The 12,834-nt window shown below is 68.1% G+C and carries 14 protein-coding genes; 8 read left to right on the top strand and 6 right to left on the bottom strand.

What is annotated here, in order from left to right:
* Positions 1–92 precede the first annotated feature (92 nt).
* On the bottom strand, positions 93–539 hold the full coding sequence (locus MKK51_RS15315) for a hypothetical protein (protein WP_243978552.1): 447 nt from the start codon (positions 537–539) through the stop codon (positions 93–95).
* Positions 540–602: 63 nt separating this feature from the next.
* Here MKK51_RS15315 and MKK51_RS15310 point away from each other — a divergent pair, with 63 nt between their 5' ends.
* The 3 genes from MKK51_RS15310 (at position 603) to MKK51_RS15300 (ending at position 3,972) form a co-directional block, all read left to right on the top strand.
* Positions 603–1,670: a spore photoproduct lyase family protein gene (locus MKK51_RS15310; protein WP_243978550.1), complete on the top strand. Its 1,068-nt coding sequence runs from the start codon at positions 603–605 to the stop codon at positions 1,668–1,670.
* A gap of 335 nt (positions 1,671–2,005) precedes the next feature.
* Positions 2,006–3,064: a zinc ribbon domain-containing protein gene (locus tag MKK51_RS15305; RefSeq protein WP_243978548.1), complete on the top strand. Its 1,059-nt coding sequence runs from the start codon at positions 2,006–2,008 to the stop codon at positions 3,062–3,064.
* A gap of 350 nt (positions 3,065–3,414) precedes the next feature.
* Positions 3,415–3,972, top strand: coding sequence for a TetR/AcrR family transcriptional regulator (locus tag MKK51_RS15300; RefSeq protein ID WP_243978546.1), 558 nt, complete (start codon positions 3,415–3,417; stop codon positions 3,970–3,972).
* A gap of 12 nt (positions 3,973–3,984) precedes the next feature.
* On the opposite strand, the gene MKK51_RS15295 is transcribed toward MKK51_RS15300, so the two are convergent.
* Entirely contained in the window at positions 3,985–5,148 is a 1,164-nt protein-coding gene (locus MKK51_RS15295; protein WP_243978544.1) for a dimethylmenaquinone methyltransferase, read from the bottom strand.
* 104 nt (positions 5,149–5,252) lie between these two features.
* Positions 5,253–6,383, bottom strand: a complete 1,131-nt coding sequence (locus MKK51_RS15290; protein WP_243978542.1) for a mechanosensitive ion channel family protein — start codon at positions 6,381–6,383, stop codon at positions 5,253–5,255.
* Positions 6,384–6,820: 437 nt separating this feature from the next.
* Here MKK51_RS15290 and MKK51_RS15285 point away from each other — a divergent pair, with 437 nt between their 5' ends.
* The gene (locus MKK51_RS15285; RefSeq protein WP_243978540.1) at positions 6,821–7,111 is read left to right on the top strand and encodes a NepR family anti-sigma factor; all 291 of its coding nucleotides are present in this window, start codon (positions 6,821–6,823) and stop codon (positions 7,109–7,111) included.
* Positions 7,111–7,686 (top strand): sigma-70 family RNA polymerase sigma factor, encoded by a 576-nt coding sequence (locus MKK51_RS15280; RefSeq protein WP_243978666.1) that lies wholly within the window; start codon positions 7,111–7,113, stop codon positions 7,684–7,686. Before MKK51_RS15285 ends, MKK51_RS15280 begins: the two co-directional genes overlap by 1 nt.
* 56 nt (positions 7,687–7,742) lie before the next feature.
* Here the strand turns inward: MKK51_RS15280 and MKK51_RS15275 are convergent, their stop codons facing one another.
* From MKK51_RS15275 to argH, 3 genes are all read right to left on the bottom strand, one after another.
* Positions 7,743–8,408, bottom strand: coding sequence for an invasion associated locus b family protein (locus MKK51_RS15275; RefSeq protein ID WP_243978538.1), 666 nt, complete (start codon positions 8,406–8,408; stop codon positions 7,743–7,745).
* A 197-nt stretch (positions 8,409–8,605) separates the two neighbouring features.
* Positions 8,606–8,947, bottom strand: coding sequence for a hypothetical protein (locus MKK51_RS15270; RefSeq protein ID WP_243978536.1), 342 nt, complete (start codon positions 8,945–8,947; stop codon positions 8,606–8,608).
* A 98-nt stretch (positions 8,948–9,045) separates the two neighbouring features.
* Positions 9,046–10,443 carry an argininosuccinate lyase gene (gene argH / locus MKK51_RS15265; protein WP_243978534.1) on the bottom strand — a complete coding sequence of 466 codons (1,398 nt, stop codon included), beginning with the start codon at positions 10,441–10,443 and terminating at the stop codon, positions 9,046–9,048.
* A gap of 54 nt (positions 10,444–10,497) precedes the next feature.
* Here argH and tlpA point away from each other — a divergent pair, with 54 nt between their 5' ends.
* From tlpA to MKK51_RS15250, 3 genes are all read left to right on the top strand, one after another.
* A complete protein-coding gene (gene tlpA / locus MKK51_RS15260; RefSeq protein ID WP_243978664.1) occupies positions 10,498–11,139 on the top strand; it encodes a thiol:disulfide interchange protein TlpA in 642 nt (213 codons plus the stop codon).
* A gap of 43 nt (positions 11,140–11,182) precedes the next feature.
* A complete protein-coding gene (locus MKK51_RS15255) occupies positions 11,183–12,349 on the top strand; it encodes a YncE family protein (protein WP_243978532.1) in 1,167 nt (388 codons plus the stop codon).
* A 247-nt stretch (positions 12,350–12,596) separates the two neighbouring features.
* A complete protein-coding gene (locus MKK51_RS15250; RefSeq protein ID WP_243978523.1) occupies positions 12,597–12,830 on the top strand; it encodes a hypothetical protein in 234 nt (77 codons plus the stop codon).
* Positions 12,831–12,834 lie beyond the last annotated feature (4 nt).

Genomic DNA, 12,834 nt, shown 5'->3' with positions numbered 1-12,834 from the left:
GGTCTCGCTGAGGCGCGGGATGATCCCTCATCGCGGATGACGCATCGGGGTCATGACATCGAGCCACGGCCTCGATCCCGTCAGATCCGACGTCAACGGTCCTCGCTCAGCGTTATCAAGGCGAAAATCTTCTGGTCGAGCGCGATCAGTCTGTCGATGACGGCATAGGATGCCGATCCATGATGCATCATGTCCTGCGCGAGAGCGTGCTTCTCTCGTTTCAGATCATCGATGAGCATGTCGAAACTGACCATGCCGGGAATACGCGGCAACCAAGGCAATGGTTTCACCTCCTGCGACGGGAGCCGAACGCAAGAGCCTTGAGCGCATGATTCGGCGTCGCCACAAAGGGCCAAACGATAACTTCCTGTTAACGACGTGTCCGCGGTGCCACGCTCCGGCTGTATTCCGCCGACCGTTATCTCGGTTGTCGGCCGCACACTTTTCCGGTTAGCCGCGCGCGCCGCGATCCGTGCGGGCTCTCCCTCGCCTCCGCCGAAGCGCGACGACGCTGTCCACCACCCCGGCCGGAACGCCATCCTCTCCGGCGCTCGCCGCCCTATCTATCGGCCGAGGTGCAACGGCGCGCCGCTGGACACCGCATGGCCCTATCCCGCGACATCCTGGATATCCGCACGATCTACCACGAGCCTGCCGTCGTGAATTTCGCGCGCGGGCTCGCGATCCTGGACCGCTTTCCTCACGCCGAGCGGATCGAGGTCCCATCGCACTGGAACATCCCGAACCTGCACGGCAACGAAGGTTCTGCGGAGGATTGGTTGCGGATCAAACGTTCGACACTGGTGCTCGGTGTGAAGAAGGGCCTGACGATGCGGCCGAATGGGCGCAGCGCCCATTTCATCGCACCCTCGACCTCGAATGGCTGCGCGATGGCCTGCGCTTACTGTTACGTCCCCCGGCGCAAGGGCTTCGCCAACCCGATCTCCCTCTTCGTGAACATCGAGCAGGTCTGCGCCGCGATCGCCCGCCATGCCGCGCGCCAGGGAGCGCTACCCGAGCCGGATACGGTGGATGCGGAGCATTGGGTGTACGATCTCGGCGAGAATGGCGACCTCTCCGTAGACGCGACCTTGTCGGACAACGTGCGCGACATGATCGGGCTGTTCCGCACCCTCCCCAACGCCAAGGCCTCCTTCGCCACGAAGGCCGTGAACCGGGAACTGCTCACCTATGATCCGCAGGGCAAGACCCGTATCCGATTCTCGCTGATGCCGGAGCGGATTGCGAAGGTCGTGGATGTGCGCACAGCCCCAATGCACGAGCGCATCGCCGCCATCGACGAGTTCGTGGCGGCCGGTTTCGAAGTCCACGTGAATTTCTCGCCGGTCATCCTCTACGAAGGTTGGGAGGCCGATTGGCGCGGCCTGTTCACCGCCATCGACGATGGCATCGGCCCGGCGGCCAAGGCACAGCTCAAGGCCGAGATCATCCTGCTCACGCACAATGCGGATCTCCACGCGGTCAACCTGAACTGGCATCCCCGCGCGGAGGACCTGCTCTGGCGGCCCGATATCCAGGAGGGCAAACGATCGCAGGGGGGCGGCGACAACCTGCGCTATCGAACCGGCTGGAAGGGGCGATGGATCGCGCGCCTCAAGGATCATCTCGCCGAGCTGATGCCCTATTGCCAAGTTCGCTACGCCTTCTGAAGCGGGGCTTCTCTCCGGCGCGGTTCCATCCCGCCGCGCCGCGCCGCGCCGCGACCGTCGGGAGGAGCTGATGCTCACCATCCACGCGATCGCGGCTCCAGCCCGATAGGGTGAAAATTCGAGCTTACCCCAGCACGTCCGATCGTTCGTTCTCCCGGCCTCCTCGTCGTGGACCGGCGTCCCCCGAGCCGGTGGGCGATCCGTGACCATTCCCCGCTCGGACCTGTTCCTGCGGATCGAAGGCGACTACACCCGGCGCCGTCACGCCGAACGGCGAACCAACCCCGACTTCGCCGAGTCGGGGGAGGGTCGGGGCATTCGACAGGGGTCATCGCATGCGTTCCAGTCGCAGATTGTCCGAACGCTGGCTGACGCTTGGGCTTTGGCTCATCGCCTTCCTCTTCGCCTGGTTCCTCATCGGCCTCGGCTCCCTCGTCGTCGGCGACCTGCCGCAGGTGGAGCACCGCCAGACCCTCGAGCAGTTCCTCGACGGGCCAACGGACGAGGGGGCGGCCGAGTCGCTGAAGCGGATCCGCCGGGAGCAGGACGACAACCGACGCCGGACGGAGCAGGAGCAACTTGCCCTCGATGCCGCGCGCTCGGCCTCGGAGGCGGCGCGCGAGACCTTCGCCAACTGGCTGAGGACCCGCGACGCGACGCAGCGAGTCGACCAAGATCCTGACCTGATCGCCCGCACGCAGGGGCTCGATGCCCTGAAGGGGGCCGAGCGGGCCATCGAGGAGCGGCTGGAAGGGTTGGCCAAGGCCCGGCTCGATCTCTCCGAGCAGGAGGAGCCGCTCACGCGGGCGGAGAGCGAACGGCGCATAGCGGCCCAGGTGAAGCTCGACGCCGCCGAGCGGGAGCAGGAGCTGCGCGTCTTCGGATATCGCCTCGCCCTGACGCTGCCCCTCCTGGCGCTCGCCGGCTGGCTGCTGCTCAAGCGGCGGCGGAGCCGCAACTGGCCCTTTGTCTGGGGCTTCGCCTTCGCGGCGACCTTCGCGTTCTTCGTGGAGCTCGTCCCCTACCTGCCGAGCTACGGCGGCTACGTACAATACGGTGTCGGCGTCCTCGTGACCCTCATCGCCGGCCGCGCCGCGATCGGTGCCCTGCAATCCTACAACGAGCGCCAGAAGCTCGCGGAAACGCGCTCGACCGAGGAACGCCGGGGCGAGATCGCCACGGACCAGGCGCTGGAGCGCCTTGCCAAGAAATCCTGTCCGGGCTGCGAGCGGCCCATCGCCCTCGACGATCCGAGCCTGAACTTCTGTCCTCATTGCGGCCTCGGCGCCTTCGAACGCTGCCCCGCCTGCTACCACCGCAAAAGCACCTTCGAGCGCTTCTGCCGGGCGTGCGGAACACCCTCGGCCCAAGAGGTGCGCCCGGTTGCCACCTGACGGCGGGGGGCGGGCCCGCGGCCCGACAGCCGGGGGCGGAAGCCCGCGGGCGCCGGCGCCCTCGCGCCCGCGGGACGGGCCGAGGCGCGGCGGCCAAGAATTCCCAACCGTTCGAAATCCCTCGCCGCGCGCATCAGCGCCTCTCAGGATACCGGCATCGACCTGGTCATGTTGCCGTTCGAGGCCAAGACGCGGCGCTTCGCCGAGCGGATCCTGCCCCGGCTGCGCCGAGCCGGCGGGACGGAGAGTGAGACCCGGCCCTCATCGCCCGTCCCAGGGGATGTCACCATGTCCCTTTTGCATGAGGGTGAGCATCTATATATCGGAATATCACGCAGGAGGATCTCACGGTGCCGAAGGTCTCACAGGTGCAGGCCAAGCTGAACCGGCAGCGGGTCGTCGAGGTCGCCGCCGCCCTGTTCCGCGAGCGCGGCCTGCACGGCGTCGGCGTCGCCGATATCATGGCCTCGGCGGGTCTGACGCATGGCGGCTTCTACGGCCAGTTCGCCAGCAAGGAGGCGCTGGCGGTCGAGGCTTTCGACCTGGCCGCCAACCAGAACTGGCGTCCCGATGATCTCGACGGATGGATGGCCGGTTACCTGACCCTCGGTCATGTTCGAAATCCGGGGGCCGGCTGTCCTCTGGCGGCCATGGTCAACGACGTGTCGCGCGAAGCGCCCGGTTCTCCGCTGCGGGCCCGGTTCCTCCACGGCGCCCGTGATCTGATCGAGCGCATGACCGGCCTGCTTCCCACGGCCCTGGCGAAGCGGCGGCGGCAGCGGGCCCTGGCGAGCCTGTCGCTCATGATCGGAGCCGTCGCCCTGGCCCGCGCCCTCGACGACGATGAGCTCAGCGAGGAGGTGCTGGCGGCGGCCCGGAACGTCCTCACTACGGGCAAGGTCGGCTGACGGGGCGCGGGTTCAGCCTTTCCAGGCCTTGAGCGCCGCGAAGGGGCTCGATGCCGGATCGGGCTGCGGCGGGTTGAGCACCGGCTCGACCTGGGCCACGGCATCGGCCAGGGAGAAGGGCGATCCGGCATTGAGCTTGCCACCGGCCGCATCCTTGTGGCCGCCGCCCCGGAACTTGCGGGCACCGTCCAGAGCCGTCTCGTTGTTCGAGCGGAACGACAGCGAACCCGTGCGTTGGACATTCACCACGCGGGTCGCCCTGCCCCCCTCCATCACGAGGTCGGACACGCGCTGGAACATGCCCGAATCGAGGCCGAAGGACAGCAGCGTGCCATCCGAGAGCCGTTGGAACAGGGCATCCGAGCGGGCGAGCGCCCGGGCGATCCGCATGCGGGTGGTGAGGGTCGGGTCGTCCTGGGGTTCGTCGGCCAGGAGCGCATCCACGAGGCGACGCCGGGTCGCGGCGATCTCGGCCTCCACGCGAGCCGGTGATGCGCCTTCGCGCAACAGTCCGGAGACCGCCCGCAGCAACGCGCTGATGAAGCGGTCATGCCAAGGGTGGCCCACGGGGATCAGGGTCGCGACGTTGTCCCAGAAGATCTCGTCCAGGGCGAGACCGCCCCGGAAAGTCGGGCGCTCCTTCTTCCACAGGTCGAGGGCATCGACGGCGGCCACCAGGGTCTCGAGTTCCTCGGTCGTCTCGCCCTCCACCTCCCGCGAGGCGTAAAGCCCCCGATGCTCGTAGGCGAGGCGGGTGGCGCAGCGGTCCTCGTCGATGAGCACGACCACGTTCGGGTCGGGGAGTTCGACCTTGGTGAGACCGGGCTTCTCCGGCACGGGCGCGAGGGCGAGGCCCTGCTCGCGCAGCTGGTCGAGGGACGAGGCATGGTGGTCGAGCACGATCAGCCGGTGCCGCGCGGCCTCGTCGCGACGCAGGTTCATGGCCGTGAATCGGGTGATGAAGGTGACGGCGACGGCCTCCAGCCCGAGATCCGTCATGATCAGGCATTCGGGCGCCTGGGCGCGGGAGAACCGCTTCAATTCCGCATCGACCACCGGGCCGACATCGGCATAGCGCGGGATATGGACGATCCGCGACACGTCGAGGAAGGCACCCACGATGGTCGACGCGCCGTAGCCGTCGAGATCGTGATGGGTCAGCTGGGTGACGGTCAAGGTTCGTCCTCGTGGCTCGGGTCGTCTCCCCGCCTTATGGGGCAGACAGACGGTCTCGGCGAGCCATACCGCCCGGGATCGCGCGATAATTCCCCGCCCGCGGGTTAGGCCGCGCGGCGCGGCCTTTCCGGATCCTGCCGCGTGAGCGGGGCGGCCTCGGCCTGCATCCATTCCGCCCGCTGGCGTGGCAACGCCCCCGGATGCTCCGTCTGCAGGAAGAAGATCATCTTCTCCCGGACCTCGCAGCGCAGGTCCCAGGCCTGCGGCGCGTTGCGGGCGCTCACCAGCATCCTGATCTCGATGACGCTCTCCTTGGCGTCCGACACCTGGAGATTGACCACGTTGCGGTCCCAGAGGCGCGACTGGGCCGCGATCTCGGAAAGTTTCGCCCGCATCGCCTCCACCGGCGCCCGGTGGTCGACATAGAGGAAGACGCTGCCGATGAGCGAGGCGCCCTCGCGGGTCCAGTTCTGGAACGGCTTCTGGATGAAGTAGGTCAGCGGCAGGACGAGGCGGCGCCAGTCCCAGAGCCGGATGACCACATAGGTGGAGTTGATCTCCTCGACCCAGCCCCACTCGTTCTCCACGATCACCGCATCCTCGATCCGGATCGGCTGCGTGATCGCGATCTGGATGCCCGCCACGAGGTTCGAGAGGACGGGCTGCATCGCCAGGCCCAGGATCAGCCCCGCCGCTCCGGCCGAGGCGAGCAGACTGACACCGTATTGCCGGACCGGCTCGAAGGTCATCAACGCGATGGAGATGGTCAGCAGCGCCACGAGCGTCACCCCGGCGCGCTCCAGGATTCGCATCTGGGTGAAATGCTTGCGCGCGAGGAGGTTGTCCTCCGCGTCGAGCTTGAACCGGCGCAGGTAGATCACCGTCGCGATGTGCAGTGCGGTGGCGCAGCACCAGCCGGCCAGCGCCACGAACGCCACGATGAGGATCTGGTTGAGGACGATCCGCACCTCCCACGAGAGGGGAGCCGCCGACGAGGCCGCCGTGACGGAGACGATCAGCAGCGCGAGGCGGCTCGGCCCATGGGTGCGCGAGACGAGGGAGCGCCAGAACAGGCTTCGTCCCGCCACGGCGCGCTGCATGGCGCGGAATGCCACTCCGTGAAGCGGCAGGACCACGGCGCAACACCCGGCGACGAGGGCGAGGGTCTGCGCCCACCAGGGCAGCCACGTGAGCCAGCGGATCGCATCGCCTGCAAGCGACTGGATTATCGGCATCGGACCTCCTGTATCAGCGAGGCCAATGATCCCGCGACGGGGGTGTTCCGCATCGCACGGGCAGCCTTGTGCGACGCACAAAGGTGGGATGTCGAAGGCATATTTGGCGCTATCCGTTCACACTTCCGCTCGGTTTTGAGAGACGCGATCCAAGCTCCCCCGGGGTACGGCCGAGGCACTCAAGCCCCGGCGGTCGGATACGCGTCCGCGCTGCGCGCGCGGCATCGTTTCCGTTCAGCCTCCGTCCAGATTTGTAAATGTAGTGTGGATCAACAGCCCAGCTTGTCCTGAACGGGCATGTTGATATCGCGTCTTTCGACACATCGATCCACGAAGGAGACGCTGCTTTTACAAGCTTAAAGATTTATGAATACATTTTTCAGAACGCGTTAAAGCGCTCGTCACTAGGACCGACACCGACATAACGGTGGAGAGCCATGACGATCGACGCCAGCGATATCCACGGCCCTTTCGAAGAGCTGGATGCGGGAAAACGGGATGCCGTTTCCCACGCCGCCGGCGGCGAAGCGTCGTCTCTCGAAGTGGGAGCCGTGGCCCGCTCCGCGGCGGGCGGCGGGCGAGCCGGCATGGACACGGAATCCCGGCGCCGGATCGGACGAAACCTCCGCATCCTCTACGGGGACGTGCTGAATCTGCCGCTGCCCGACCGGTTCGAGGTCCTCCTCGCCGAACTGTCGGCCAAGCCTGCTCCGCGGGAGACTTCATGATGACCAGCCTCCTCCATCCCATCGGAACGCCCGCCGGCGCCGATTCTGAGATGCGCGATCTCCTGCTCGGCGCGATCCCGGCCCTCAGAGCGTTCGCCTATTCGCTGACCTACGATCTCGATCGCAGCGACGACCTCGTGCAGGATACGCTGGTGCGGGCCTGGACCAAGGCGGACAGCTTCGCCCGCGGCACGAACCTGACGGCGTGGCTGTTCACCATCCTGCGCAACCTGTTCTATTCGGAGCAGCGCAAGCGCAAGCGCGAAGTCGAGGATGCCGACGGCGCCCATGCCGCGCGGCTGACCAGCCTGCCCGAGCAGGAGATCCGGGTGGAGATGCGCGAGTTCCAGGCCGCCCTCGACCTCCTGCCGCTGAGCCAACGCGAGGCCCTCGTCCTCGTGGGCGCGCAGAGCTTCACCTACGAGGAGGCCGCCGAGATCTGTGGCGTCGCCGTGGGGACGATGAAGAGCCGTGTCAGCCGCGCCCGTGGCCGGCTGATCGAGACCCTGGGCATGAACGGCACCGAAGATATCGGGGCCGACGCGCTCACGCGGGCGGCGCTGGGCGGCCCCTGACGCCGCCGTGCCGGCTTCACCTGAAGGCGGCCGCTCCGTATCGCGGAGCGGTGCCCTTATTTGCACTCCTCGCGAGCGCGCTTCATCGCGTCGCCGAATCCCGCCAAGGCGTATTCGTCGCTGGTGGACGTGCCGCGCATGGACACCGTCTTGACCTGGACCTTGGCGAGTTTGGCCATCTCGCCGACGAGGCGGGCCTCCTCGGACGGGTTCTGCAGCCAAGCATTCTCGTCCTTCACCACAAGGCCGTATTGCGAACTGCCGAGGCTCAGGGTCGGATCGGTCGCGGCGGTGGCGTTGGCCTTTGCCTGGCTGGCGGCCGGTTTGGGCGGGAAGCCGAACATCACCGCGACCTCGTTCTGGACGTTGTCACCCTTTCGGATGGTCACGAACAGGTAGGCGGTATCGCGCTTGAGGGTTTTCGGCGAACGGGTCTGCGGCTGGGCGATGGCGTAGCAGGTGCGTGACTTGCCCTGGCCGTTGGCGAAGACGTTCCAGTCCCCGAAGATCGCCACCGGAGTTGCCTGCTGCATGCCCGGTGCGCTCACCGCCTTCTTTCTCTCCCGCCCGCGTCCCCGGGATTTTGCCGGAGCCTCGGTCTCGGCGGCCGCCTCCTGTTGCGCCATGGCCGGTGAGGGGCCGGTGAGATGGGCCGGGCCGAGGGTCGACAGGACAGCTGCCGTGGCGCTGACGACGAGAAGGCGGCGAAGAGGATGCAGCATCGTGTTCAGGTTCTCGAATACGAAAGAAAGGCCGCCGGCAGCGCGCGGCGGACCTGCGTCGTCAGCGGCGGATCGGCGGCGCTTGTCGTCGTGTCGACACATGCTGCCAAATTGTCCGGAATTGCGGCGGGATAGCATCCCGTCGGGCCGGATCGCGCATCGGGTCCGCGCGCATGAGCCCCGCATGCCGGGCCGGTTCAGGCCGGGTGCGCCTCCGGTCCAAAGGTCGATCCGCCGAGGATGGCACCCATTGCCACCTCCACCTGAGGCGGCTCGGCGATCGCCACGCCGACCGTCGACAGATCGGCGATGGAGGCCGCCACATGCGGTGCGGTGGCCGTCGCTTCCATGACGTCGCGGACCGGAAGGGCGCGGGGCTTCGGGTCGTTGTAGGGCGTGTTGTAGCATTTGCGGATCGATGACCAGAACGCCGCCCGGTCGGCCTCCGGCAGACGGGCGAGAACGGAATCGATCAGGGTGGTGGCATCCGCCGCGAGGGCGGCGGTCTCTTCGGGGTTCATCCAACTCTCGACGGGCATCGACATCTCCGGCGTGCTTGGTCCGAGTTCTAGGCAAGATCACATAGCTCGGCCGTGAACGCATCCGCTCCGGCCAAGCTTTTTTGTCGCCCTGTGAATCACGCCGCTCCGGAGGGCGTGTCGAGCAGCGCCAGCCAGCGCGTGGCCTGCGTCCGGACGTTGTCCGGCGCGGTGCCGCCGTAGCTGGTGCGGCTGGACACCGAGTTCTCCACGCCGAGCACCGCATAGACCGCATCGGTGATCCTCGGCTCCGCCTCCTGCATGTCGGAGAGGGACAGTTCCTCAAGCCCAACGCCCCTGGCGGAAGCGGCGCCGACGAGGCGACCGGTGACGTGGTGCGCCTCGCGGAACGGCAGGCCGAGTTCCCGCACCAGCCAATCGGCGAGGTCGGTGGCGGTGGCGTAGCCGGAGCCGGCGGCGCGGGCGAGCACGTCGGCGTTGGGCTCCAGATCGCGCACCATGCCGGTCATGGCGGCGAGACACAGGGAGAGCGCCTGGAGCGCGTCGAACGTGCCCTCCTTGTCCTCCTGCATGTCCTTCGAATAGGCCAGCGGCAGGCCCTTCATCACGATGAGCAGGCCGGTGAGCGCGCCGATGACGCGGCCGGACTTGGCGCGCACGAGCTCGGCCGCGTCCGGGTTGCGCTTCTGCGGCATGATCGACGAGCCGGTGGTGTAGCCGTCCGACAGGCGCACGAAGTTGAACTGCGCCGAGGTCCAGACCACCAGTTCCTCGGCGAAGCGCGAGAGGTGCACGGCGCAGATCGAGGCGGCGGAGAGCGATTCCAGCGCGAAGTCGCGGTCGGCCACCGAGTCGAGGGAGTTGGCGGTGGGCCGGTCGAAGCCGAGGGCTGCGGCCGTGGCGTGACGGTCGATGGGGAAGGAGGTGCCGGCCAGGGCCGCGGCCCCGAGCGGACACTCGTTAAGCCGCGCACGGGCATCGCGGAACCGCCCGCGGTCGCGGGCCAGCATCTCCACATAGGCGAGGCAATGGTGGCCGAAGGTGACGGGCTGGGCCGATTGCAGATGGGTGAAGCCCGGCATCACCGTGGCGGCGTGCGCCAACGCCTTCTCGGCCAGGGCCCGCTGCAGGCCGGCGGCCTGCTCGTCGAGGCTGTCGAGGGTGTCGCGCACCCACAGCTTCATGTCGGTGGCGACCTGGTCGTTGCGTGACCGCGCGGTGTGCAGGCGCCCGGCGGTGGGGCCGACGATCTCGGTGAGCCGGCTCTCCACGGACATGTGGATGTCCTCGAGTTCGCGCTTGAACACGAAGCCGCCGCCCTCGATTTCCGCGCGCACGGCCTTGAGACCGTCCTCGATCGCCGCCACATCGGCGGGTGGCAGGATGCCCGCCTTGCCCAGCATCGCCACATGCGCCAGCGAGCCGCGGATGTCCTGGGGTGCGAGGCGCTTGTCGAATCCGATGGAGGCGTTGATCTCCTCCATGATCTCGGCGGGGCCGCTCGCGAAGCGCCCGCCCCACATCCGGTTGCTCATGTCGACACTGTTCCTCTCGGCCGCCCCATCCACCCGTCGGGCGACGCAACGATGATGCCCGGAGCCAAGGCGACCCTGGCTGCGGGAGCCGTCGTCGCCGTCCTGATCGCGGGCGGTCTCGCCGTATACGGGACGCGTCCGACCGGCGGCAACAGCGAGACGGTGGCCGAGCCGTGCCGTGGCGCCGTGGAGACGATCGCGCGCATCGCCCCCCATGCCCGCGGCGAGGTGGCGGCCATGGAGGTCTCGAAGATTCCGCGCGCCGCGCCGGACCTGATGTTCAAGGGGCCGGACGGCACCGACCGGACCCTCGCCCAGTTCCAGGGCCGCCTCGCGCTGGTGAACCTGTGGGCGACATGGTGCGCTCCCTGCAAGGCCGAGATGCCGGCCCTCGACCGGCTCGAGCAGGCGCTGGGAGGGACGGAGTTCACCGTCGCCGCGATCAATGTCGATACGCGCAATCTCGAGAAGCCGCCGCAATGGCTGAAGGAGAACGGCATCACGAACCTCGCCTATTACGCCGATCCCGGAGGCCGAGTGCTGCCGGCGATGCAGAAGGCGACGGGGTCGCTGGGCCTGCCCACGACCATGCTGGTGGACGCCAAGGGCTGTATCCTCGGCGTGATGAAGGGACCGGCGGATTGGGGCAGCGAGGAGGCCAAGCGGCTGATACGCAGGGCGCTCGGACGCGACTGATCTGACCGCTTCACGACGCGACCACCTACCGGGAGGAAGAACGATGCGCCTGTTCGTAGGTCTTCTGGCGGGGCTGCTCGGCGTCGCGCCCGCCTGTGCCGCCGACGCACCGCCCTATCTCCTCGTCGGGCTCGATGGAAAGACCTTCTTCCTGCCCGAGGGCGGCCGGAACGGCCCCAATGGCCGCGACGCTGTGGCCATCGTCGATGTGAGCGACGAGGGCCGCCCCCGCCTCGCCCATGTCCTGCCCCTCGACAATTCCGTCTACGGGCCGCCCACCAACCTGCAGATCACCCCGGACGGGCGGCTCGGATTGGTGGCGAGTTCCGTGCTCATGCGGCCGGAGGGCGAGGCCTGGTACGCGCAGGCCGACGACCGGCTCCACGTGATCGACCTCCTCGCCGACCCGCCGCGTCTGGTGGAGACGATCCGCGTCGGACGCCAGCCCTCGGGTCTCGCCATCGCGCGGAGTGGGGATGTCGCCCTTGTCGCCAACCGCGAGGGCCGCAGTGTCACTGTCCTGTCGATCGCGGGAACGAGCGTGCGCGCCGTGTCCACCGTGGATGTGGGCGACGAGGCGGCGGCGGTGGCCATCGCCCCGGACGGGCGCCGCGCCTACGTCGCCAAGAACAAGGCCGCCAAAATCGGTGTCCTCGCCCTCGACGGCGCCAAAGCCAGCTACGATCCGGCCCTCGACCTTCCCGTCGGGCCCGGCGTCTACGGTCTGGAGGTCACGCCAGACGGGCGTTTGGCGCTGACCGCCAATACCGGCCCCGAGCCCAGCGACGGCCACGCCGACAGCGTCAGCGTGATCCGGGCCGATGCGCCGCGCCCGGTGGTGACCGATCATCTCGGCATCGGCGACACGCCCGAGACCCTGGCGATCTCGCCCGATGGCCGGCATGCGGCGGTGGCCGTGGTGCGCGGATCGAGCGCCCCGGCGAGCGGACCCGGCTACACCCCGACCGGGGCGGTGGCGTTGCTCACCATCGATCCGTCGGGGCTCGTCCATCGCACGGGAGAGGCCGAGGCGGGAGCGGTGACGCAGGGCATCGCCTTCAGTCCCACGGGCTCGCATGTCTATATTGGCAACTACGTGGACCGCACCATCGGCGTCTACCGCATCGAGGGAGACGCGGTGCGCGATACGGGGTTTCGGCTGAGCCTGCCCGGCCAGCCGGCCTCCATGCGGGGGCGGGCGGGTCGGTGAGACCGCCGCAGCCGGAGAAGCGCACCCGATCGGAGCCGCTCCATCGGGCGAAGGAACGATCTTAATCCCCGCATCGCCGGCAATTTTATTCTGGAACTTCCGCGACTTAACGCCGGTTTCGGGTTTGAACGCCGGGACGGCCCGCAAGCCGGACTCACAGACCGTGCGGGCGCGTCGGCGACACGATGCGGAGAGGATGATGCAGCGACGATTTATGGGTTTGGCCCGACCGGGAGTCGGCAGTCGGGTGCTCGCCGCCATTCTGGGGTTGTCGTTCCTGATCGGCCTGCCCGAGGCGCGGGCCGCCGTCACCGGAACGGGGGGCGGACCCGAAACCACCGTCACGGCGCCCCATACCTCTACCACGGGCCAGACCGTTCCGCCGGGTGCGGCCGGCGCCCCCATCGTCGATCCCCATGAACGGACCGAGCGGCAGAAGCAGCTGGACCGTGTCCTGAACGGGATCTGCCAGGGCTGTTGATCCA

Source organism: Methylobacterium sp. E-045 (genome assembly GCF_022829685.1).
In the GTDB taxonomy this organism is placed as follows: domain Bacteria; phylum Pseudomonadota; class Alphaproteobacteria; order Rhizobiales; family Beijerinckiaceae; genus Methylobacterium.
This window is presented reverse-complemented; position numbering and strand designations above follow the sequence as displayed.

What these genes read in the sequence shown, in the direction of transcription:
- MKK51_RS15315 (WP_243978552.1), bottom strand. Translation starts at nt 539, where the DNA reads ATGGCGTTCCGGCCGGGGTGGTGGACAGCGTCGTCGCGCTTCGGCGGA.
- MKK51_RS15310 (WP_243978550.1), top strand. Translation starts at nt 603, where the DNA reads ATGGCCCTATCCCGCGACATCCTGGATATCCGCACGATCTACCACGAG.
- MKK51_RS15305 (WP_243978548.1), top strand. Translation starts at nt 2,006, where the DNA reads ATGCGTTCCAGTCGCAGATTGTCCGAACGCTGGCTGACGCTTGGGCTT.
- MKK51_RS15290 (WP_243978542.1), bottom strand. Translation starts at nt 6,383, where the DNA reads ATGCCGATAATCCAGTCGCTTGCAGGCGATGCGATCCGCTGGCTCACG.
- MKK51_RS15285 (WP_243978540.1), top strand. Translation starts at nt 6,821, where the DNA reads ATGACGATCGACGCCAGCGATATCCACGGCCCTTTCGAAGAGCTGGAT.
- MKK51_RS15280 (WP_243978666.1), top strand. Translation starts at nt 7,111, where the DNA reads ATGACCAGCCTCCTCCATCCCATCGGAACGCCCGCCGGCGCCGATTCT.
- MKK51_RS15275 (WP_243978538.1), bottom strand. Translation starts at nt 8,408, where the DNA reads ATGCTGCATCCTCTTCGCCGCCTTCTCGTCGTCAGCGCCACGGCAGCT.
- MKK51_RS15270 (WP_243978536.1), bottom strand. Translation starts at nt 8,947, where the DNA reads ATGCCCGTCGAGAGTTGGATGAACCCCGAAGAGACCGCCGCCCTCGCG.
- argH (WP_243978534.1), bottom strand. Translation starts at nt 10,443, where the DNA reads ATGAGCAACCGGATGTGGGGCGGGCGCTTCGCGAGCGGCCCCGCCGAG.
- tlpA (WP_243978664.1), top strand. Translation starts at nt 10,498, where the DNA reads ATGCCCGGAGCCAAGGCGACCCTGGCTGCGGGAGCCGTCGTCGCCGTC.
- MKK51_RS15255 (WP_243978532.1), top strand. Translation starts at nt 11,183, where the DNA reads ATGCGCCTGTTCGTAGGTCTTCTGGCGGGGCTGCTCGGCGTCGCGCCC.